This is a genomic window from Pseudomonas sp. Marseille-Q5299, from assembly GCF_943737035.1.
Classification (GTDB): domain Bacteria; phylum Pseudomonadota; class Gammaproteobacteria; order Pseudomonadales; family Pseudomonadaceae; genus Aquipseudomonas; species Aquipseudomonas putida_E.
Window position 1 is genome coordinate 53,049 of record NZ_CALSFR010000007.1, and the last position, 22,210, is coordinate 75,258.

Here is a 22,210-nt window from a genome sequence, read left to right on the forward strand (position 1 = left end):
ATGTATCGGCGTCAGGGGGCAACGCTGCCGCGACGCTGCGCGGCTTCTCGCAATTGCGCACGAAAGCCCTGCGCTGGCTGTGAGCTTTTATCCGGTTGCGCCACCATGTCGGCTTCCACCGTTGCCCATACCGAAGGGTCGGGCAAAAGGCCGTCTGCGGTGAGGCTGATGACGCCGTGGCGGCCGTCGATCCAGTTCTGGTCCTCGGCGCTGGCGCGCCGGCTTTGTGCGACGGCGCTGGCAACGAATTGCCCGTTGACCTGGCCCAGCTGGCTGCCTATCGACTGGCTTTCGATTTCTGGCGTGGCGAACAGGCGCACATCACTGCCATCGGAGCTCCAGGCGGACAGGGTCAGGCTTTCGTTGATCCGTTCTACCACCGGTGCAACGAAGATCGCCGGGTTGACATCCGGCAGCGGCTGGCCTGTCAGGCTGTCGCTGCCGTCACGGTGCAGATGGGGGCCTGCGGGGATGAACGGGCTGGCAATATCCAGCGTGATGACCAGTTCAGCCTGGTCGGTGGCGCCCGTCAGGTCGCTGAGGGTGTAGGTGAAGTAGTCCTTGAGTACTTGCCCAAGGCCCGCAGCCGCCAGCACGTCGGGATTGCTCAGGTCGATGGTGTAGGTGTAGCTGCCGTCGGCATTGAGCACCAGGGTGCCGTACTGGCCGGCGATGGGGCGGCCGATGACCCCGGCCGCACCGGCGCCGGACTCTTGCCCGGCACGGATGCCGGTCACGGTCAGCCCGTCGCCGGCATCCACATCGCTGTCATTGGGCAGCACGTTGCCGCTGGTGTGCGGTGCCGGTACCTGGTCGCTGGCCGCATTGGCATCGTCGCGGGCCACCGGGTTGTCGTTGGCGCCCTGCACAGTCACGCTCAAGCGCGCGTCCGAGGTCACACCGGCGGTATCGCGCATGCGGTAGGTGAACACTTCCCGCAGCGACTGGCCTGCGCTGCGCATGGCCTGCACGGTCGGGTTGCTGTTGTCGACGACGTACCGGTAGCTGCCGTCTGCATTGATCAGGAGTGTGCCGTACAGGCCCTGCAGCACCTGGCCGGCGACTGCGGTGTTGCCGTTTTCGCCGGTGTACTGCACCACTGTCTTCGTCTCGCCGTACTGCGTGCCGTCGACATCGGTATCGTTGTCCAGCACATTGCCATTGGGATCGACGCCCGCCGTCCCGTTGTTCACGCCGCCAGCTTCCACCGCGTTGGCGGTATCATCATTGGCCGCAGGGTAGTCGTTGCGCCCGTCGATGGTGATGGTCAGCAGGCCGTTGGTGGTACCGCCCCAGACATCTGCCAGCAAGTAGGTGAAATTGTCCACCACGGTCTGGCCGCTGACGCGCAGTGCTTGCACTGCCTGCAGGCTGTTGTCCAGAACGTAGCTCCAACTGCCGTCACCATTCAATGTAAGGTCGCCATACTGGCCGCGCAGGGTTTGCCCGACCAGGCTGGCGTTGTCTGGCAGCGGGCCGTCACCAGTCCAGAACGCCAGCACTTCGAGGACTTCCGGGAACAGGATGTTGACGGCGTCCGGGTCGCTGTCGTTGTCCATCACGTTGCCGCTGGGGTCGCTGCCCGGGATATTGTTGTCCATGCCGCCGGCCTCGACCGCCTGGCCCTGGTCGGGGCCGGCAACGGGCGGCTGGTTCTCGCCGCGGATGAGAATGGTCAGCGTCGCGGTGTCGCTCAGCCCCCCAGCGTCGGTAACCTGATAGGTGTAGCGCTGGATGACAAAGCCCAGCGCGCCGAGGGCAATGATGTCGGGATCGTTGGAGTTGACCACGAAGCGGTAGCTGCCATCGGCGTTGAGGGTCAGGGTGCCGTAGCGTGTGGTGACGGTCGCGCTGTCGACCAGTGGGTCGAGGCCAGGGTTGCTGCTTTCGGCGCCCACGCCCACGGCGGTGACCGCCTTGGTATCGTTGGCATCCACGTCGGTGTCGTTGTTCAGCACATTGCCGGTGGGGTTGCGCCCACCCGTGCCATCGTCGTCCACCGCTACCGCGTAGGCGAGGTCGTCGCGGGCCACCGGGGTATCGTAACGGCCTTCGACAGTGATGTTGATCTGCGCCTGGGCGCTGGCACCGGCAGTGTCATGCATGCGGTAAACGAAGGTTTCGCGCAGTTGCTCACCGGCCTTGAGTGCTTGCACGGCAGCCAGGCTGTCATTGACGGTGTAAATGTAGTTGCCATTGGCATCGATGCTCAGCGTGCCATAGGCGCCGGCCACCACGGTCGTGCCGGCGTTGACCTGGATGAACGTACCGCCGGCTGCAAGGGTGCCCAGGTAAATGCCATCGACCTTCTTGCTGTCGCCTGCGTCCACATCGCTGTCGTTGCCAAGGGCGTTGCCGCTGCCTGGTTGTCCTGGTGTAGCGTTGTTGCTACCACCGGCTTCGATGGCAATGGCGTTGTCGTTGGCCGCGATCGGGGTGTCGTTGCGGCCATGGATGACCACGGTGAAGGTGGCCGTGACGACCTTGCCGTTGCCATCGCTGACGCTGTACTGGAAGACCTCGGTCAGCCTGTCAGCGTCACTGCGCAGCGCCTGCACCGCGCTGTTGCCGTTGTCCACCACATAGCGGTAGTTGCCTTGGGCATCGAGCACCAGGCTGCCATAGTTGCCGGCCAGGGCCTGCCCAGGCGCGCCGTTGATGCCATTCGGGCTGATTACGCCGCTGATGGTCAGGGCGTCGCCGTCCGGGTCGTTGTACGCTGCACGGATGCTGCCGCTCGGGTCCAGGCCGGGACTTGCATTGTTCAGCCCGCCTGCCTCGATCGCATCGACGCTGACCGGGCTGACCACGGGAGGGTCGTTGACCCCGGTTACCGTGATCACCAACTGCGCCTGGTCGGTAAGCCCGCCACTGTCCTGGACCTGATAGGTGAAGATCACATTCAGGCTTTGCCCGGCGGCCAGTGCGCGGATGGTGGGGTCGGCGCTGTTGACCACGAAGCTGTAGGTGCCGTCATCGTTGAGGGTGAGCTGGCCGAAGTTGCCATTGATCAGGCTGTTGTCGGCCAAACGGGCCACCGTGCCGGTGATGGCGGCGGGAGCGCCGCTGGCCACCGGCGTGAGCGCGCCTCCTGTGCTTTCCAGCCCGCTACGCACACCGTCGACCTTGAGTTGGGTGGCGGGTGGCTGGTCCAGATTGTCAACGTCGGTATCGGCACCCACGCCACCAGTGCCGGTGATCACGTTGCCCGCGGCATTGACCGGCGCCGGGCTGTTGTCGCTGGCCCCTGCACTGGCACTGCCCCGATCGTCCACGGCCACCGGGGCATCGTTGGCGCCTTGGACGGTGATCACCAGCACGCTTATGGAACTCAAGCCACCGGCATCGGCCATCTGGTAAGTGAACTGCTCGACCAGTGTCTGGCCGGGGGAGAGCGCCTGCACGGCGGCGTTGCCGTTGTCGATGACATACCGATAGCTGCCGTCGGCGTTGATGGTCAAGGTGCCGAAGGTCGCCGGCACGCTGGTGGACTGGCCGCTGGCAACCGGGATGATCCGACCGCCGCCCGGGCCGTCGTAGCGTACTGCGCTGAGCTGTTTGGTTTCGCCCAGCGCCACGGCATCCACGTCAGTGTCGTTGTCCAGCACATTGCCGGTAGCGTCTTGCCCGGGCGTGCCGTTGTTGGTACCGCCGGCCTCGAGGGCGGCGGCGGCATCGCCCTGTGCCACGGGAGTGTCGTTGGCGCCATGAATATCGATTTGCAGCACGGCGCTGCTGGTCAGGCCGCCGCTGTCGACGATGTCATAATTGAAAGATTCGCTGATGAAGTTGCCCGCCGTGCGCAGCGCCTGCACCGCAGGATTGTCGTTGTCGACGATGTACTGGAAACCGCCGCCGGCAGTAATCGACAAGGTGCCATACAACCCCTGCAAGGTGGTGACCCCGTTGGCCGCGACTGCCACGCCACCGGGCGTGGTGGTGTTGGCGATACGGGTTACGGTGAGCACGTCGTTGTTGGTCTGGATATCGACGTCGGTATCATTGCTCAGCACATTACCGGTCGGGTTCACGCCCGGGTCGGCGTTGTTCAGGCCACCGGCTTCCAAGGCGGAGGCCAGGTCGGCGTTGGCGATCGGTGCATCGTTGACCGGGTCGATGACGATATTCATCACGTCCGTGTCGGTTAGCGCATCGGCGGGGTTCTGCCCAGGGGTGCCATCACCGTTTAGCGGTGCATCGCCGAAGTTGCCCTGGTCATTGGTGACCATGGTCAGGGTTTCGCGATCGCGGAAGGTATTGAAGTCCTGGTCGCCTTTGTAATAGAGCTGGCTCAACAGTACGTTCAGTTCGGCCAGAGTGCCGCTGAGTACCAGGCTGCGGCCCGCGCCGGCCGGGGGAGTGGCAGTGGCCGCAGGCGGGGTGGCGGCCTGCCAGATGACCCCATGCACTACCGTCAGGGTGATGGTCATGACGCCATCGGCAGTGCCTGCGTTCACATCCACGTCACTGGTGGCCAGGCCGCCGATATGCAACACCGTGTCTTCCTGGCCGCGCTGATCGGAGACGGTGTTGATCGGCGCCTCGTTCACATGCACATAGCCTGCATCGGCCGTGCCTGTCGAACCTTCAGCGAGGGTGAGAGCTACGCTGCCCAGGCCGACTGCTGCGGCGCCGCTGTCGGTATCGATGCGCACATGGAAGTTGTTGTTGGCACTGGCCTGATGGTCCTGTGCCACGGCGATGAGGTAGCTGCCCGAAGGCAGCAGCGCAAACTGATAGAGGCCGCCACTGGCGGTCACGGTGTTGAAGGTACGGTCATCGGCACTGCCGAACACGCCATCCTCGCCGGCCCAGGTCAGGCTGACGCCGATGCCGTCCAGGCCAGGGCCGTCAGGGGTGACGTTATCCGTGGCGCTGCGGGTGTCGTCCCATAGTGTGCCTTGGACCACGCCCATGCCGGCACCTTCGCTGAGTATGTAGTTATTCAGCCCTGTGGCGCCGTCTTGCCCGGTACGCTCGCCGGTAGCACCACCAGCTGTTGCTGGGAGCGAGCCACCCCAGCCGGTGGTTTCGAAGTCGGTGGGCAGGCTGGTCCAGGTCAGTACGGCGGCACTGGCGGCGTTGTCGGCGATGGTGACGTTGGGCAGGGTGACGGTGTAGATCACCTGGACCGAGTCGTTGGGCGCGAGCCGGGCGAAGTCCACGGCGATTGCCGTGCCATCGCTGAAGGTGACCCCACTGGGCAGGTTGCCAAGGTCCAGTGCCACGCCGTTGAGGAGGATGCTCTGCACCTGGTAGTTGCTGCCACTGGGGAACTGGTCGGCCAGGTGGGTGTTGTAGGCCGGCGCACCGCCGTTCTGGGTGAAACTCACCGACACTGTGGCATCGGTGGTGCCGCTGCCCGGGGTCACGTCGATGACCGATTTGTCCAGGTTGCTAAAGCTGGGCTCGACGATACGCTCGAACACGGTATCGCTCTGGCCCCGGTCCACACCGCCGTTTTCACCCACGTGTTCGAACACGGTCATGCCCAGCTGGCTGCTGGCCTGGTTGCCCGCTACGTTGCTGACCCGCACGTTGAACTCGAGGATCACGCCCTCGATGTCGCTGTCGTTGGCCTCGGTATTGGTCAGGTTGCCGAGGTTGAAGGTGATGGTCTGGCTGCCGTCGGCGTTGGTGGTGATCACCAGCCGCCCATTGTTGCCGTCGAAAGTGCCGGACGGTGTCGTGCCGCTGAGGTCTGCCTGAATCGGCAGAGCCACATCGCTGTCCTGGTTGCCGGTCATGTACAACGTACCGCCGCTGAGGAGGTCGGTCGCGTCCGTGGTAAGGCCGCCCAGTTGGCTCGATACCATGGCAATCAGGATATTGTTGAGGTCGGCGGGTATGAACTCAAGGCCCGCGGCCAGTTCGATGCGGATCTGGTAATCGGGGTTGTCGCCGGTGGGCACCAGCACCGCCACGCGGTAACGGACGATTTCACCGACCACCACGGTTTCCAGCAAACCACTGGTGTCGGTAGCGCCGCTGCTGTTGGTGGGTGGTGGCGTGTCGGCCACACCGCCTACGCGAGATACCTGAATGCCATTGGTGACCGGGATCAGCAGGGCACTCAACACGCGGTAATCGTTGAGTGCGCCTGAATTGAGCCGGCCGTCGTCGCCGCTGCGTTCGCCATTTACCGTGTCGGTGGTGTTACTGGTGCCGTCCAGGCTGCTCCAGCGCACTTCGACATTGTTGGGGATTGCTGCTTCGCCTGCGGCAGTGGCGTTGACCACGCCGGACAGGGTAATGACGATGCTGCCGCCGTTGGCAATGTCGATGTTGGCACCACTGGCGGTCACCAGTTGGCCGTTGAGAATGACGAAATCGACGCCGCCGTTGTTGCTGGCCCCGCCGTTGTACTGAATCGTGCCGCTGATCACCAGGTTGTCGATCTCGGTCGGCAGCACGTCCAGCAGGCTGATGTCGAACGCATCGGTGCCTGAGTTGTTGGCCACGGTGATGGTGAAGGTGACGGTATCGCCTTCGTCGAATCCGCCGAAGGTCGGGGTCGAGGTTACCTGCTGGGTGACGCTCAGGGTGGGTTCGACGATGGCCACGCCAGGTTGCTGGGCACTGCTGATGCTGCGATCCACCGCAGTGGCGCCATTGGGCGTGTCGCCGTCAGGGTCGCTGTAGACCAGCTGCGCGCCGTTGTTGAGTGTGGTGCCTTGCTGGTTGCCGGCCACGTTGCTGGCCACCAGCACCAGGCGGATGACGAAACTGTTGTTGCCAATGATGTTGTCGGCTGTGCTCCCGGCGCTGCCGAACACCAGCAGCAGGTCGGCGCCGTCGCTGCCGTCCAGGGTCACCGGGTTGACGTTGAGCACGCCGTTGAAGTTGGCCGTCAAGGCCGCGCTGCCTGCCGTGGTGGTGATGATTTCGTAGCCCAGGTTGCTATTGAAACGCGGGTCCAGGCGCAGCCCGGGGGGGATCAGGTCATTGATGCGCAGGCTGCCCGTGGCCCCTTCCGGCAAGGTGACCACGATGTCGTAGGTGATGCTTTCGCCGATCACCAGGTTGCTGCCCGTGGTGTGCGTGGCGCTGGAGTCATCTTCGCTGAGGGTGCCGTCCTTGTAGGTCTTGCTGATGGCCGGGGCGGCAACCTGCTGGTTGGCGACCTCGACCAGGTCGGTCGGTGTGAAGTCCTGGCCGCCGTTGACGCTGGCATAGTTGGTCAGTGCCGCAGTGCTCTGCAGGGTACTGGAGGCGAGGATGGCATTGGCCACGGTCACGTCATAGGTGATGACCACCACGTTGCTGCCGGAAAGGTCGGCGGCGGTGCCGGCGCGGCCGGCCAGCAAGGTGGCCTGACCGTTGGCGTCGAGGAACGTGATGGTGTTGCCGTTGACGCTGTAGTCGGTGCCTTGTACCAGCAGGGTGCCGTCACCTCGGTAGATCTGCAGGTTGGCCGCACCCAGGCTGCCGCCTGCAAACGACAGCCCTGCGGGCAGTGTGATGCTGGTGCTGACGTCGTAAGCGCCGCCGCCGCCGCTGTTTTTCAGGGCAGTGGCCAGCCGAAGGGTGTCAGCGCCATCGATACCGCTGACGTTGCCGTCCACCGCTGCCAGGCTGGTGACGCTGCCACTGAACGGCACGCCGCTGGTACCGGGGGCCGCCCAGCTGCCGGTGGTGCCGGTGACTGTGCCGTTACTGCTGGCGACCACGCCGTGCTTGATGTCCAGCACCGGTTCGGCGACCGACGCGATCACCGCCACATCCGACGACGTGAGCACGGTCTTGTCGACGGTGGTGGTCTGGCTCGATTGCGCCAGCACGTCTAGTGCACGCTGGTCGGCATAGGGCTGATCGCCCACGACCATGGTGAAACGCACTTGCACCGTGCCGCCGTCTAGCCCCCCGGACACGTAGTTGCCGAAGTCGAAGACGATCGCGTTGCCGGGGCCGGTGGTGACGCTGTCTGGCACGTCGAGAATGGTATTACCGCTGCCGAACGTCCATTGGCCAACGCCTGTGCCAAAGCTCCAGCTGATGCCGGCCGCGTTGAGCAGGGGCAAGGGCAGGTAGGCCGTGAGCTTGAAGTTCTCGTAGTCGGCTACCAGCAGGTCGTAGTTGATGGTGAAGGTCACCACGTCCCCCGGGCGCAGTTCGCCGTTGCTCGGTGGGTTGCCACCATTGACCTGGGTGAGCTCGATATCGACGGTGGAGGACTGGATGGTGCTGGTGGTGGCGGAACCGTCGGTCTGAGTGCCCCCGATGTTGACCGCATCGCGCAGCACAGTGGCATCCACCGTGGCGCTGTTGCCGACGCTGTCGCCTTCGTTGAGCTGGTCGTGGGGCGGGTGGTCGGTGGTGTAGGTGGCGTCGATCAGGGCGTCGTAGACAATGCTCAGGCGCGTGGCGCCTTCCTGCAAGGTGTCGTCGTAGAGGTCGCCGAACAGCGCCGCAACGCCGGGGCCGGCTACCGCTTGGCGAATGGATTCGGCAATGTCGAAGACCAGCGTGGTGCTGCCGTCGGCATTCACTGTCTGGGTGTAGATCAGGGTAATGCTCTGTGTGCCGCCATGCTGCTGGATGACCAGGGTCGGAGGGTTGCTTGGGTCGAAGGTCTGGCCATCGCTGAGCAGGTCGGTCAGGGTGAACTGGCCTTGTTCGAGGATGTTCTCACCGAAGGCAAAGAAGTCGGAAATCGCCACGCCCAGGGTGTAGCGCAAGGTATCGCCGGGCGTGAGGCCAGTGGTGCCGACGTCGTTCTGCAGGTTGACCTGCTTGAGCAGGGTTATCGACTTGGCGACGAACGTCGCGCCTTGACCGTTGCCGGTTTCGTTGAATGGGTAGCCTTGCGGGTCAGTGGGGCGGTCGCGCGGGTCCAGTGGGTTCCAGTCACCCGTCACGCTGGCGGTGCCGAAGTTGATCGTTACCGGGTTACCGGTGGCCGGGTCGATCACGGGCCGGCCGTTGGCGTCGATTTCCGGTACATAGAAACTGACTTGCGTGGTGCTGGCGGCGCTGAGGGTGTCGTAGTGGATGTCATAGCTGGCCACGAAAGCATTGGGGTTCGCCAGTGCCAGAGCGATGAGTGCCGGGTTGGTGAGTACGGTACCGTCATGCAAGGTGATCGACGTCAGGGTGCCGCCCGGCCCTGGCGTGATGGCGCTGACGTGTACCTGGTCGGGCACGGTCTGGGTGATGGTGACATTGCTCAGCGTCTGCCCGGGGGCCGGGGTGACGGTGACGGTCTGGGTGCGGGTGAAGTTGGGCCCGGTGACCGTTTCGCCCTCCGGCATGTTCAACGTCTGGGAGACTTTCAGCAGGGTGGGCGTGACGATGAAACTGTGCAGCGCGCTCTCCACCAGGCTTGGGTCTTGCACAGGGTTGTTCAGCGAATCGTTACCGTATTCGAAGCCCGCACGGGTATTGATGGTGAGGTTTGGCGTGCCGTCGGAATAACTGGTGTCGGCCAGGTTGCTCAGTTGCGCGGTAATCTGGATGTCGATGCTGGGCTGGCCGTTGGTGACGCTGGCGTAAGGCAACTGCAGCACCACCATCTGGTCACCGGGCTTCATGCCCACGCTGGCGGCATTGATGACCAAGGCGTTGCCGCTGGCGTCCTTGGCCAGGGGGTGGGTCGCATTGCCGTTGGCATCGAACGTGATCACGAAGCTGTTGACCGCCTGGCCCAGGTAGGTGGCGGAGACAAAAGTGGCACCATCATCGCCGTCGCGGCCGGTGGCAGGCAGGAATACGTCGATGAATGGGGCGTAGCCTTCCTGGGTCGAGGGGTTGTTGAAGCTTACGGTGAAGGTGAATTGTTCGCCCAACTGCACCTCGGCCCCACCGCTATTCAGGCTGGCCGTAGGGCTGGCATCGGCCAGCAGGCCCTGGAAGCTGTCAAGGGTGGTAGCTGCCAGAGCGATGGCTTTGTCGACATCGCCATTGCTGACCTCAAGGCGCCAGTCGCCGCCGGCCAACGAATTGCCGGTTGCATTGCTCGATGCGCCAACGTCGGCACCCGTCCAGCGTGCCAGTTCGTTGACCAGAGCCTGGCCAGCGCTGCCGCTACCCACATCACACCCATACAGCTGAATATCCGCACCGGCGTTCAGCTCGCCGCGCCAAGCACTCAGCCGGTCGCCCAACTGCTCGACCGTCTGGCTGGTGAACACTTGGTTGCCGAGGGTGAACTGGCCTGAAGCGCCATGGGAGAACACCTGAATCGAGTCGACCTTGCCCAGTTGCGCCAAGGCATTGCTGATGGCAGCGATGGCATCCTGGCCAGGGTCCACTACCAGCGCAGTGGTGCCGGCCGGCAGGTTGGCAGCCAATTGGTCGCGGTTTTCCACGCGCGCATCGATGACTACCAGGTTTCGTGGCGTGGTTGCTGCAGCAGTGGTCTGTGCTTCGCTGGCGGTAGGCGCAGGGTGGCCGGTGTCCTTGCGCTCGGCAGCGCTGGCATCGCTGTGGTGCTGTTGATCGACAGCGGTGGCTGCAGCGCCATCGAAGAGAATGCGTTGCTCAAGGGCAACGGTGTGCGACCGAGGGCGCGAGGCAGTGGCAAAGCTGGCTCTGCTCTTGATGTCCATTTCCATCCCTGCTCAGAAGTTTGACGCCAGATTCGAAGCTTTAGCAATCGTAGTCGGGTTTTCTCAGGGCGGGGGAGCAGGCGCCGGAAGGCAATGTTCAGAAACCGCTCTCACGCAGGCCAACGCCCAACAGCCATTTGCCCAGTTCGCCCAGCACGCTGCGCTTTTCCCCATCGATCTTCAGCTTGCCGCGGGTTTCGCGCACGCTGGCCAGCGGTTCATCCAGGGCCACCAGCACTTGAAAAAGTGCATGGTTGGGTACAAGCGCTTCACCGCTCGTTTGCACCGGGCCGCCAAAGTGTGAAGAGAGCATGCGGTGGGCCAAATGCCCGGCGCGTGTGCTGCCAATCGCCAGCACCTTGCCGCGCAGGGCGATGGCCTGGCCTTCGGGATAGAATTTCACCGGGTTGCCCACGGCAAGGAGGTGCACCTGGTCCTGGGCGACGTAGGCATCGATCTGCCAGTGACGGGGATCTATCAAGATGCCCAGCGGTTGCTGGCGGTTGAACCACTGGCCAGGCTGCCAGTCGGGTTCAAGGTCCAGCCAGTGACCGGCGAATGGCGCCTGCAGGTTGAGCCGGGCAATCTCGCTGCGCGCGGCGCGTGCTTCCTCGTTCTGCACCATCAGGCGCTGTTGGGTGGCCGCATCCTCGGCCAGCCCCGCAGGGTCGGCCAGCAGTCCCGACAAGCGTGCCTCATAGCTGCGGGCGCTGGCCTCACTGCTGCGCATGCGTGAGTTCAGGTCCGGCTCCTCAAGCACTGCCAGTACGTCGCCGGCCTTGACAGGGCCCGCCTGGTGCAGGCTTTTCAGTCGTGCAGGGTAGGGGGTGTAGACGCGCAGCTGGTGCTCGGCACGGGCCACACCTACGGCATTTACCTGGCTGTGCCAAGGTACTGCCAGGGCCAGCAGGGCCAGGCTAAGGCACACATAGAATATCCGCTTGCGCTGCCCCGGAATGCGTGCCCGCTGTTGCCACCAGTGGCTCAGCTCACGTTTCACCGGCAGCGCGATGAACCACGCCAATTCGACCATGAACAGCACGATCCCCAACAGTTTGAAGAAAAACAGGTAGACCGCCACGGCGATGCCGAGAAACAGCACCAGGCGATACAGCCAGGTAGCGAAGGCAAACGCCACCAGCAGGCGTCGCTGGCCAATGGGAAACGGCTCCGGCCAGGCTTCGTCGAGCCCCAGCAGGGTGCGCCGCATGGCTACACGAGCCAGCGCAGAAGAGCGTTCGTGCAGGTTGGGGAAGTCAAGCAGGTCGCTGAGGATGAAATAGCCGTCGAAGCGCATGAAGGGGCTGGCATTGAGCGCCAGGGACAGCACCCAGCTGGTGGTCGCCAGGTACAGCAGGGCGTTGCGCAGGGCGCCATCATCGCACACGGCCCAGCCAAGGGTCGCCAAGCCCGCCAGGGACAGCTCGGTGACGATGCCCGCCGAAGCGATCGCCAGGCGCTGGTGGGCGCGCTTGAGCTTCCAGCTTTCGCCGGTGTCGGTGTAAAGCATTGGCCACAACACCAGAAACGCCACGCCCATGTGCCCGACGCGCAAGCCCAGGCGCGTGGCTACCAGGGCATGGCCGAGCTCGTGCAGGGTTTTTGCCACCACTAGCGCCAGGGCAAAGCTGAACAGGCCTTCGGTGGAGAATGATTCCACCACGGCATGGGTGAAGCTGTCCCATTGTTGCATCACCAGGATCACGCCCAGGATGGTCAAACCGATCACTGTTAGCCCGGTCAGCGGATGGAACAGCCAACCCAAGGCAGCGGCCAGGCGCTGCAGGCCCGCTTGTGGGCGCAGCAGCGGCACGCGAAAGAACAGGTAGTGGTGCAGCCACCAGCGCCAGCTTGACCAGGTGCGCGCCTCATTGGCGGTTTGCAGCCTGGCCAGTTGCTCGGGGCCTGGGCGCAGCAAGTGGTGTTGTTCGAGAAACGCACGCAATGCCAGCACCTGCTCGATATCCGGCTTGAGCGCGCTGTCGTGCGACACCTGCTCGCTGATCTGGCGCGGTGTCTGGCCCCAGCGCAGCAGGCATTCGAACTCCAGCCAGCCGATGCGGTAGAAGCGGTTCAGCACGGTGTCGTGGATCATCCACGCCGGTTCGCCTTCTCGGCTGTCGGCGGCTTCGCACAGGCGCAGGTCCTCGCGCAGTGGCGGCAGCGGCAGGTCGCTGGGATCCAGCATCACCAGCCGCTCCAGGCTCGCAACGTGGCCAGCGGGCGACGCAGCAGGTAGTAGCCGAGCATGACGCGGTCGCCATAGAGCTTGGCGGTGCCATGCAGGCCCAGGCGGGCATGCTCGGAATGCTCGTCGATGCTTGCCAGCAGACGGTAGGCGACCACGCCATCGTCGCTGGGTTTGGCCTGATAGCTGGTTTCGAGGATCTTGCCCTTGAGTGGGCTGAGCGGATAGGCAGTGAGGAACAAGGTCACTTCGGCGCCAGGTTCCAGGGCTATGGCATCGGCCACGGCGAGCTGGATCTGCATGGCCGGTTGCGCAGGGTCGGCAACGTGCATGATGCGCTCGCCGGTTGTCACCGGTTTGCCGAGCCAGTCGTTGGGGTCGCTGAACACCGTCACCCCGGCGCGTGGAGCCAGCACCTGGGTGCGCCGCAGTTGCGCTTGTACAGCGGCCAGTTCGGCCCGTCGCTGCTGGACGCGGCCTTGCAGCAGGGTCAGTTCGTTTTTGCTTTGCGGGTTGTCGAACGCCCGCTGGTTGGCAGCCTGCAATTCGGCATCGGCCACGGCGACCTCCTTGCCGAGCACCTCGGCGCGGCTGCGCAAGGTGGTTTCGTCAAGGGTGAACAACGGCGTGCCGGCTTGCACCGGCTGGTTGGGTCGTACCGATACCTGGGCGATCACGCCGTCGATCGGAGAGCTGACAATCTGTGCCTGGCGCGAGACGATCTGTGCCGGTGCCAGTGCCGTCTGACGCACTGGCACCAATAACAGCGACGCTGCTACCAGCAAGGTCACCAGCACCTGACGCCGGCTGGGGCGCCATCGACCGAGCCGGCGGCGCCGTGTCAGCGTGTTCCAGCAGTACGCCCAGGTGCGTATCAGGCCATCGAGTTGCTGATGCACCACCGGCGGCGGGGCTTCTTCAAGCAGCAGTACAAGCACGCCCAGGCGCTCGCCGGCAGGGACGTGCAGCGGTATACACCACAGCCCCGAAGGCCACCATTCGGTCCAGCCCTGAGCGATGTCTTCGGGCGGCGAGGCGTTGTTCAGGGTCAGCCAGGTAGGCTGCGCATCGGCCAGACGCCCGGCCAGCCAACGGCTGGCGCGCCTGAGCCAGACCAGGTAGGGCGAGTCTTCGCTGGGCCGCGCCAGGCCCGACACGCACAGCAGCTCAAGGCCGGCCTTGCTTTGGCCGAACACCAGCGCCTGGTGAAAGGGCAGCAGCGGGTACAGGTCGTTGGCCATGCTGAACGCCAGTGCGCCCAGCGTCTCGGCGGCCATGGCCTTGTCGCGCAGGGCGTCCAGCTGCAGCAATAGCTGTGGGTGAGGCAGCGGCCTATTCACGGTCATGGTCGAACCGCGCGGTGCCGCTCATGCCGGCCATCAGTTCGGGAAAGCGTTGATCGAAGCGCGCCTCAAGCTCCACCGTCTGTGCCACCGCATCTACCCTGGCATTGATCACGCTGACCTTGGCCGGGTAGGTCTTGCCCGTTTCGTGAACGTTAACCGTCAACGGCTGGCCGGGGCTGAGCGTTTTCAACTGGCTGGAAGGGACATTGAGGCGCACCTTCAATGCACCATCGCTGACCAGGTCAAACAGCGGTGTACCTGCGCTGACAGTTTGGTAGGGCTTGACGTAAACCTTGGCCACATGGCCCGAAAACGGCGCCAGGACCCGACAATAGCTCATCTGCGCCTCACCCATGGCGCGGGCCCCATCGGCCTTCTGCACTTCGGTTTTGGCTGCGGCCACTTCGATGTCGCCCACTGCGTCCAGCTTGCGCAACTGTTGCTTGGCCTGCAGGTTCTGCCGGGCCATGGCCAGTTCAGCCACCGCGACCTTGCTACGGGCCTGGGCTTCGTTACAGTTGAAACGTGCCAATGTGACGCCTTTGGCCACCTGGTCGCCGAAGTGCGTCTGGATTTCGCCCAAGGTGCCACTCATCTGGCTGGACAGGGTCGTTTCCAGTTCGGCAGCCAGCAGCACGCGAATCAGTTGCGGGTCCTCGGTTGGGGCGCCTTGCTCGGCCTGGGCGGCAGCGCTGGCCAAGGCCAGTAACAAGGTAAGGTACCGCTGAGCAACGACAGGCAAAGGCATTCTCGACTCCTTGTAGAGAGGCATCCAGCAGGCACGCAACGCAATCGCTATAACGTCTTCATACTAGGAACGAATTCGCAATCTGCCCAATATTCCGGTTGCAAATGTGTCGCAGTTGCTGTGCCGCGGGCAGGCGTTCAGGTGGCTGCAACCAGGCGTTGAAAGACGCTTTCGTGCACAGTATCCAGGTTTTGCGCTAGAATCCCCGCCGGGTGCTAGCTGCATGACGCAGTGACGCAGGTTAAATAACTACGCAGGTCGGGCCGCCGTGCGGGAGTTCTTGTGCCCATGCAAAAACACGTAATGCCCCGTGCCCAGCAAATTGCCCAACGCGCATTCGCCAACTTCGAACGCTTTCTGCATATCGAGGCCGTGAGCGGCGTCGTACTGTTGATCGCCGCCGTTGCAGCACTGATCTGGGCGAATTCGCCCGCTGCCGAAAGCTATGACGCCCTCTGGCACACGCCGATAAGCTTCGGTGTCGGCTCGCTGGTCTATTCCCAGTCACTGCATTTCTGGATCAACGACGGCCTGATGACCATCTTCTTCCTGGTCGTCGGTATGGAGATCCGTCGCGAAATTCATGAAGGCGCGCTGTCCAGCCTGCGCCAGGCCACGCTGCCGATGGCGGCGGCTGTCGGCGGTGTGGTGGTACCCGCGCTCATCTACCTGGCGTTCAATCATTCGCCTCCCGCGCAAGAGGGTTGGGCAGTGCCGACTGCCACCGACATCGCCTTTGCAGTGGGTGTGCTGGCGCTGCTGGGCAAGTCGATCCCTTCCAATGTGCGGGTGTTCCTGCTCGCCCTGGCGATCATCGACGACATCATCGCGGTGCTGATCATTGCCTTCTTCTACTCCGGTGGCCTGGATTACAGCGGTTTCGGCGTCGCCGCCATCGGCCTGCTGCTGGTGCTCGGCCTGCAGAAGATAGGTGTCGGTTCGGCCTATGCCTACATCATCCCCGGGTTCATCACCTGGCTGGGCATGTTGATGACCGGTGCCCACCCCACCTTGGCGGGCGTGGTGCTTGGCCTGATGACACCGGTTCGGGCCATGCCTTTGGGCGAGCGCCCACTGGAGGCCGTCACCCGCTTCACCGACGACCTGCTCGGCCGCGCCAAGGCACCGCAGATCGATGACAGCGAACTGATGAGCCCGCTGAAAAACCTGCGTGTGGCGCAGCGCGAGCTGGTCGCCCCAGTGCTGCGCGTGCAAGGCCATCTGCATCCTTGGGTGGCTTTCGCGATCATGCCGCTGTTCGCCCTGGCCAACGCCGGTGTCGGGTTGTCTGGTGTCGACCTGTCTGCCGATGGTCCTCACTGGGTGATGACAGGCGTCGCTGTGGCGCTGGTCCTGGGCAAGCCGTTGGGTATCGTGACGATCAGCTGGCTGATGGTACGGTTGGGCTGGTGCGCGTTGCCGGCGGGCGTTACCTGGCACGGCATCACGCTGATCGGGCTGTTGGCAGGCATCGGCTTTACCATGTCGATCTTCATTGCCAACCTGGCGTTCTCTGACCCTGGCGTTCTGGGCGCGGCCAAGCTTGGCGTACTGTCGGGCTCGGTCATTGCTGCTGTGATCGGCCTGGCATGGGGTGTGTGGAGCCTGCGCAAGGCAGCCAAGACGGCACCGGCCCAGGTAGGCTGACAGGCAAACCGGGCAACGTACGGGTGGATGCACAATTTTTTTCCACAGGTGCATCCAATCTGCAACCTGGCGGGTATTACAGGTAGCGCGACTTCGCGCTGTCGATTACTCGCCAGGAGATTTGCACCATGAACAGCCCAGTTACCATGCTGATGCTCACAGGCGGTCTTGTCCTGATCGTGGCCAGCCAAGCCGCTCACGCTCAATCCGCCTTGCCCGACGCGGTCAAGGTTCCGGATGGCCACGCCGTCATGCTGGAAACCGTCGGTGTGGGCCAGGTCACCTACGAATGCCGCGACAAAGCCAATGCCCCCGGCCAGACCGAGTGGACATTCGTCGGCCCCAAAGCGGTACTCAAGGACAGGTCTGGCAAGGCGGTGGGCGACTATTTCGGGCCGCCCGCCACCTGGCAGGCCAAAGACGGCTCGAAGGTCACCGGCACCCAATTGGCCGTGGCGCCAGCGGCCAAGGGCGACCTGCCTTACCAGCTGGTTCAGGCCAGCCCGGCCGAAGGTAAAGGGGCCATGACCGGTGTGAGCTATATCCAGCGCGTGGCCACCCGCGGCGGTGTTGCGCCGGCAACTGCCTGCTCGATGCAGAACAAAGGTGAGCGCAAAATCGTTGATTACCAGGCTGACTATATCTTCTGGGCGGCAAAATGATGGCAGTGCGCATAGGCAGGTGAGCCACTGGCGTCTACGCTGATCGACAGCCCCCCGGCCCAATGGCTGGGGGAACCGTCCAGGGACTACAGGGCTGACCTTGCAGTGAACTCACCTTTGCCCCCTTTCGACTTTCAGCGTTGCCTTGAAGCCTGCGCACGGGGAGACCGCCGAGCGCTGCATGCACTCTACGAGGAGGAGGGCGCACGCCTGCTAGGTGTGGTGCGCCGAATCGCCCGCGACCACGCTACAGCAGAAGACATCCTGCACGATGCCTTCATTCGGATATGGTCCGGGGCTGCCAGCTTCGACCCTGCGCGCGGCTCTGCGCGGGGCTGGATCTATAGCGTGGCCCGGCACCTGGCGCTCAATTACATACGCGACACCCGGCGCGAAGTCGTGCTGGATGAAGGGGCGTTTGACAGTGCACAAGTACCGTTGCCCTTCGCGAGTGATATCGATCTCATGGCGGACTCGGCCAAGGTTCACCGTTGCCTCGAGCAACTGGAACCCTCACGCAAGCTGTGCATCCTGCACGCGTATGTCGACGGTTGCAGCCATGCCGAAATCGCCGGGTTGCTGAACACACCGTTGGGTACCGTCAAAGCCTGGATCAAACGCAGCCTGAAGGCGTTGCGGGAGTGCATGGGATGAAGAAGCCACTGGGCGAAACCGCCGAGGCACTTGATGAGTTGGCCGGGGAGTACGTGTTGGGTACCTTGTCGGCCGAACAACATGAGGCCGTGCGCCAGCGCCTGACGGGGGATCAGCAGTTGCGTGGTGCCGTGGATGCCTGGGAGCAGCGGCTATTGGCGTTGAACGCACTCGCAGAGCCTTTGCCACCCAACCCACGTTTGTGGGGGCGGATCAGCCGCAGCGTCGATGCACAGTCACAGTCACAGCCACAGCGCAAGGCGGCGTCAGCACAGCCAAGGCGCTGGTGGCATCGCCTGGTGCTATGGCAAGGCCTGGCGGGTGCAGGCCTGGTTGCCAGCCTGCTGTTGGCCTTCACGCTGCTGACCGCCAAGGCGCCGGAGCCTTCCTACCTTGTGGTGCTGGTTGCGCCGGCAGACAGTGACCCGGGGTGGGTGGTACAGGCAAGCGATGCCCGCAGCATTCAACTGATTCCCTTGGGGCAGTTCGCGGTACCGAGCGACAAGGTGTTGCAGTTCTGGACCAAGGGCGAACAGTGGCAGGCGCCACTGTCGCTGGGCCTGGTCAAACCTGGCGAGCAATATCGCGTGCCCGCGCATGACCTGCCTCCCCTGGAGCCCAACCAACTGTTCGAACTGACCCTGGAAAGAGCGGGCGGCTCGCCGACCGGACGCCCAACCGGGCCTGTGCAGTTCATCGGTCGAGCGGTGAAGGTGCTTTGACAGCGCCTTGCACAGGGGCAGTAAAAGCGGCGCCTGCGCGCCGCTCTACAGGCTTGCAGGCCGCTATCAATCGCCGGTAACCAACTGACGGGCCAACTGGTTGTGGCGCTCCAGCACCAGCGGCAGGTCGACGGTGGTGATGCGGCCGTCCTTGACCACTACACGGCCGTTTATCACGCTGGTATCGACCTGAGTCGGAGTGCAGAACACCAAGGCCGCAAGCGGGTCATGGTGTGCGCCTGCGTAGGCGACATGGCCGAGGTCGAAGGCGACGAAGTCGGCGACCATGCCCGGCGCCAAGGCGCCGATGTCATTACGGTTGAGCACCTTGGCACCGCCGAGGGTGGCGATTTCCAGCGCTTCGCGTGCGGTCATCGCATCAGGGCCGAAGCCGACACGCTGCAGCAGCAGCGCCTGGCGCACTTCACCGATCATGCTGGCGCCATCGTTGGAGGCCGAGCCGTCGACGCCCAGGCCTACGGGCACCCCGTGGTCGCGCATCTTGCGGATCGGTGCAATACCCGAGGCCAGGCGCATGTTTGAGCATGGGCAGTGAGCCACGCCGGTGCCGGTACGGGCGAACAGCTCGATGCCGTGCTGGTCGAGTTGCACGCAGTGCGCGTGCCACACATCGTGGCCGACCCAGCCCAGGTCCTCGGCGTATTCGGCAGGGGTCATGCCGAACTTTTCGCGGCTGTAAGCGATATCGTTGACGTTTTCAGCCAAATGGGTGTGTAGCGAAACCCCGTAGTTGCGTGCCAGCACCGCCGCTTCACGCATCAGGTCGCGGCTGACCGAGAACGGCGAGCAGGGCGCCACGACCACACGCAGCATCGAGCCATGGCTGGCGTCATGGTAGTCCTCAATCAGGCGCTGCGACTCCTTGAGGATGTCGCTTTCCTTTTCCACCACCGAGTCCGGCGGCAGCCCGCCTTGGCTGCGGCCCACGCTCATGCTGCCGCGTGCGGCGTGGAAACGCATGCCGATTTCCCCGGCGGCGTGGATGCTGTCGTCGAGCTTGCAGCCATTGGGGTAGATGTACAGGTGGTCGCTGGAGGTGGTGCAGCCGGAGAGAATCAGTTCGGCCATCGCGGTCTGGGTCGATACCGCGATCATCTCGGGCGTCAACCGTGCCCAGATCGGGTAAAGGTTGGTCAGCCAGTTGAACAGTTCACCGTCCTGGGCCGCCGGGACCACGCGGGTGAGGCTTTGATACATGTGATGGTGTGTGTTGACCAGCCCCGGGATGACCACCTTGCCGGTCATGTCCAGAATCTCGTCGGCGTGCTGGGGCAGCTCGTCGCTGGGGCCGACCTGCTTGATCAGGTTGTCTTCTATGAACAGGCCGCCGCGTCTGATCTCGCGGCGCTCGCCGTCCATCGTCACCAGCAGTTCGGCGTTCTTTATCAGCAAAGTCTTGGGCATAGGTATTCCTTCCCGCCAAGGGCGGGGTGCAATTCGTCAGTGCGGACACCTGGTTTTTTCTCGAGGGCAACCAGGCTCGGTGTGGAAAACACGGCGTGGGCAGCAGGGCCAGTCAGCGCAGCCGCGCACGCGCCGACACCACTGAGTCACAAAGACTAGGCGCGAGACGGCGGATGGGTGCATAGGGCGACGGGTGAACGGCGAATGCGTCGATTCGCAGAGGGCGCTCGAAGGGAATGAGCAGATAGGGGTAATGCATGGCTTTAGCCTGTCGCAATACGCAGCGGCGATTACCACTGTCGTAGGCGCGGGTTGATGTAACCAGAAATGTTCATTTTTGTATACGAAAAATTCTGCATTGAATGTCGAGGTGGTGCCACGGCGCTTTGCGCAGTACATGGCCTGGTTTATGTTGGGCGCCCAAGGCATGCACTTCGACAGGACGCCACCAATGCCATCGCCAACCCGATTGATCAGCACCCTGTGCCTTGCCCTGGCCAGCCAATGGGCTTGGGCCGACCAGCCGCTGCCCGCGCCCCCTGAGCTTGGGTCAGGTTACCGCTCCGGCCTGCAACCGGTTCACGCCAACCGGCACATGGTGGCGGCTGCCAACCCGCTGGCCAGCGAAGCCGGGCGGGCGATGCTGCGCGCCGGTGGCAGTGCCATCGATGCGGCAATTGCCATGCAAATGGTACTCACCTTGGTCGAGCCGCAATCGAGCGGCATTGGCGGTGGGGCGTTCATCTTGTACTGGGACGGCAAACGGGTACAGGCATTCGACGGCCGCGAGACCGCGCCGGCCGCAGTGACGCCAACGCTCTTTCTGCAACCGGACGGCACCCCGATGCCGTTCCGGGCAGCGCAGATCGGCGGGCGCTCGGTAGGCGTACCAGGGGTGCTGCGTGCCTTGAAAATGGCGCACGAGCAACATGGCAAGCTACCGTGGCATCAACTGTTCGCGCCGGCCATTGCCTTGGCACGCAGTGGCTTCCCTGTGTCCGAGCGCCTGCACGCGTTGCTGGCGGGTGACCCTTTCATCGCCGGTTCACCCACCATGGCCCGCTATTTCCTGGATGAGCACGGCCAGCCGCTGGCGGTGGGGGCGCTGCTGCGCAACCCCGAACTTGCGCATACCTTCGAACGTATCGCACAGCAGGGCGTCGATGCGTTCTATACCGGTGAAATTGCCGAAGCGATCGTCACCCAGGTACAGGCGCATGCCAATGCCGGGCTCCTGTCACTGGAGGATCTGCGCCAGTACCAGGCCAAGGAGCGCACGCCGTTATGCGGCCCTTACAAGGCCTGGCAGATCTGCGGCATGCCGCCGCCATCATCAGGTGCAGTGACGGTGCTGCAGACCTTGGGCATCCTCGAGGCGCTGCAGCACGCCATGCCACAACGCGACCTTGCGAAGCTGCCGCCCAGCGTCAGTGCTTCGCCGGCAGGCCTTGAGCCCGCGCCGCTGGCCGTTCACCTGATCGCCGAGGCCGAACGGCTGGCCTACGCCGACCGTGCCCAGTACCTGGCCGACAGCGACTATGTGCCGATACCGCTCAAGGCATTGACCGCCCCGGGGTACCTGGCCGGGCGGGCAGAGCTGATAGGCGACTTCAGCATGAAACATGCGCGACCGGGCAAGCCGCAGGGCGCGGACCTGGCCTTGGCCCCGGACCGTTCGCCGTTGCGCATCTCCACCTCGCACCTTTCGGCGGTGGATGACAGCGGTCAGGCGCTGGCTATGACCACTTCGGTAGAGGCGGCATTCGGTTCGCACCTGATGGTCAAGGGCTTCCTGCTGAACAATCAGTTGACCGACTTTTCCTTCATCCCACAGGAGAACGGCAAGCCCGTTGCCAACCGGGTTGAACCGGGCAAGCGGCCGTTGTCGGCGATGGCCCCGACCCTGGTGTTTTCGCAGGCGTCCGGGGAACTGGTGGCCAGCCTCGGATCACCCGGTGGCTCGCAGATCATCGGCTACGTGAACAAGGCGCTGGTGGGTTTGCTGGACTGGCGGCTCGACCCGCAACAGGCCAGCAACCTGCCCAACTTCGGCAGCCGTAACGCCGGTACCGAAGTGGAAGCCGGGCTGACCAGCCCGGCGCTGGTCCGGCAATTGGCGGCCTGGGGCCATGAGGTGACGCCCATGACCATGACCAGCGGCATGCAGATCATCCAGCGTACCGGCGCAGGCTGGGCGGGGGGCGCCGACCCGCGGCGCGAAGGCGTGGCGCTTGGCGATTAGCCATGGTAGAAGACAACCTTGTCATTCAA

10 protein-coding genes are annotated in these 22,210 nt (G+C 63.9%); 5 read left to right on the forward strand and 5 right to left on the reverse strand.

From position 1 onward, the window contains the following. Positions 1-11: 11 nt before the first annotated feature. The 4 genes from NGJ21_RS19420 to NGJ21_RS19435 all read right to left on the reverse strand — a co-directional run bounded on the left by NGJ21_RS19420 (position 12) and on the right by NGJ21_RS19435 (position 14,829). Positions 12-10,547: a VCBS domain-containing protein gene (locus tag NGJ21_RS19420; RefSeq protein ID WP_251962523.1), complete on the reverse strand. Its 10,536-nt coding sequence runs from the start codon at positions 10,545-10,547 to the stop codon at positions 12-14. 97 nt (positions 10,548-10,644) lie between these two features. Further along, on the reverse strand, positions 10,645-12,735 hold the full coding sequence (locus NGJ21_RS19425) for a site-2 protease family protein (protein WP_251962524.1): 2,091 nt from the start codon (positions 12,733-12,735) through the stop codon (positions 10,645-10,647). Next, positions 12,735-14,081 (reverse strand): efflux RND transporter periplasmic adaptor subunit, encoded by a 1,347-nt coding sequence (locus NGJ21_RS19430; protein ID WP_251962525.1) that lies wholly within the window; start codon positions 14,079-14,081, stop codon positions 12,735-12,737. The genes NGJ21_RS19425 and NGJ21_RS19430 overlap by 1 nt, the downstream gene beginning before the upstream one ends. Further along, positions 14,068-14,829 carry an efflux RND transporter periplasmic adaptor subunit gene (locus NGJ21_RS19435; RefSeq protein ID WP_119687257.1) on the reverse strand — a complete coding sequence of 254 codons (762 nt, stop codon included), beginning with the start codon at positions 14,827-14,829 and terminating at the stop codon, positions 14,068-14,070. Before NGJ21_RS19435 ends, NGJ21_RS19430 begins: the two co-directional genes overlap by 14 nt. A 288-nt stretch (positions 14,830-15,117) precedes the next feature. Between NGJ21_RS19435 and nhaA the strand changes: the two genes are divergently transcribed. From nhaA to NGJ21_RS19455, 4 genes are all read left to right on the forward strand, one after another. Further along, entirely contained in the window at positions 15,118-16,476 is a 1,359-nt protein-coding gene (nhaA, locus tag NGJ21_RS19440) for a Na+/H+ antiporter NhaA (RefSeq protein WP_046785800.1), read from the forward strand. Positions 16,477-16,622: 146 nt separating this feature from the next. Further along, the gene (locus tag NGJ21_RS19445) at positions 16,623-17,138 is read left to right on the forward strand and encodes a DUF3455 domain-containing protein (RefSeq protein ID WP_371926683.1); all 516 of its coding nucleotides are present in this window, start codon (positions 16,623-16,625) and stop codon (positions 17,136-17,138) included. A 105-nt stretch (positions 17,139-17,243) separates the two neighbouring features. Then, positions 17,244-17,792 (forward strand): sigma-70 family RNA polymerase sigma factor, encoded by a 549-nt coding sequence (locus tag NGJ21_RS19450; RefSeq protein ID WP_046785802.1) that lies wholly within the window; start codon positions 17,244-17,246, stop codon positions 17,790-17,792. After that, the gene (locus NGJ21_RS19455; RefSeq protein WP_251962526.1) at positions 17,789-18,514 is read left to right on the forward strand and encodes an anti-sigma factor; all 726 of its coding nucleotides are present in this window, start codon (positions 17,789-17,791) and stop codon (positions 18,512-18,514) included. Before NGJ21_RS19450 ends, NGJ21_RS19455 begins: the two co-directional genes overlap by 4 nt. 66 nt (positions 18,515-18,580) lie before the next feature. On the opposite strand, the gene NGJ21_RS19460 is transcribed toward NGJ21_RS19455, so the two are convergent. Next, entirely contained in the window at positions 18,581-19,939 is a 1,359-nt protein-coding gene (locus NGJ21_RS19460; protein ID WP_012314902.1) for an 8-oxoguanine deaminase, read from the reverse strand. Positions 19,940-20,390: 451 nt separating this feature from the next. Between NGJ21_RS19460 and ggt the strand changes: the two genes are divergently transcribed. Continuing rightward, the gene (gene ggt / locus NGJ21_RS19465; RefSeq protein WP_251962527.1) at positions 20,391-22,181 is read left to right on the forward strand and encodes a gamma-glutamyltransferase; all 1,791 of its coding nucleotides are present in this window, start codon (positions 20,391-20,393) and stop codon (positions 22,179-22,181) included. Positions 22,182-22,210 lie beyond the last annotated feature (29 nt).

Excerpts from the sequence above, each read along its gene's own strand:
- NGJ21_RS19420 (WP_251962523.1), bottom strand. The coding sequence starts at position 10,547 with ATGGACATCAAGAGCAGAGCCAGCTTTGCCACTGCCTCGCGCCCTCGG.
- ggt (WP_251962527.1), top strand. The coding sequence starts at position 20,391 with ATGCCATCGCCAACCCGATTGATCAGCACCCTGTGCCTTGCCCTGGCC.
- NGJ21_RS19460 (WP_012314902.1), bottom strand. The coding sequence starts at position 19,939 with ATGCCCAAGACTTTGCTGATAAAGAACGCCGAACTGCTGGTGACGATG.
- NGJ21_RS19435 (WP_119687257.1), bottom strand. The coding sequence starts at position 14,829 with ATGCCTTTGCCTGTCGTTGCTCAGCGGTACCTTACCTTGTTACTGGCC.
- NGJ21_RS19445 (WP_371926683.1), top strand. The coding sequence starts at position 16,623 with ATGCTGATGCTCACAGGCGGTCTTGTCCTGATCGTGGCCAGCCAAGCC.
- nhaA (WP_046785800.1), top strand. The coding sequence starts at position 15,118 with ATGCAAAAACACGTAATGCCCCGTGCCCAGCAAATTGCCCAACGCGCA.
- NGJ21_RS19430 (WP_251962525.1), bottom strand. The coding sequence starts at position 14,081 with ATGACCGTGAATAGGCCGCTGCCTCACCCACAGCTATTGCTGCAGCTG.
- NGJ21_RS19425 (WP_251962524.1), bottom strand. The coding sequence starts at position 12,735 with ATGCTGGATCCCAGCGACCTGCCGCTGCCGCCACTGCGCGAGGACCTG.
- NGJ21_RS19455 (WP_251962526.1), top strand. The coding sequence starts at position 17,789 with ATGAAGAAGCCACTGGGCGAAACCGCCGAGGCACTTGATGAGTTGGCC.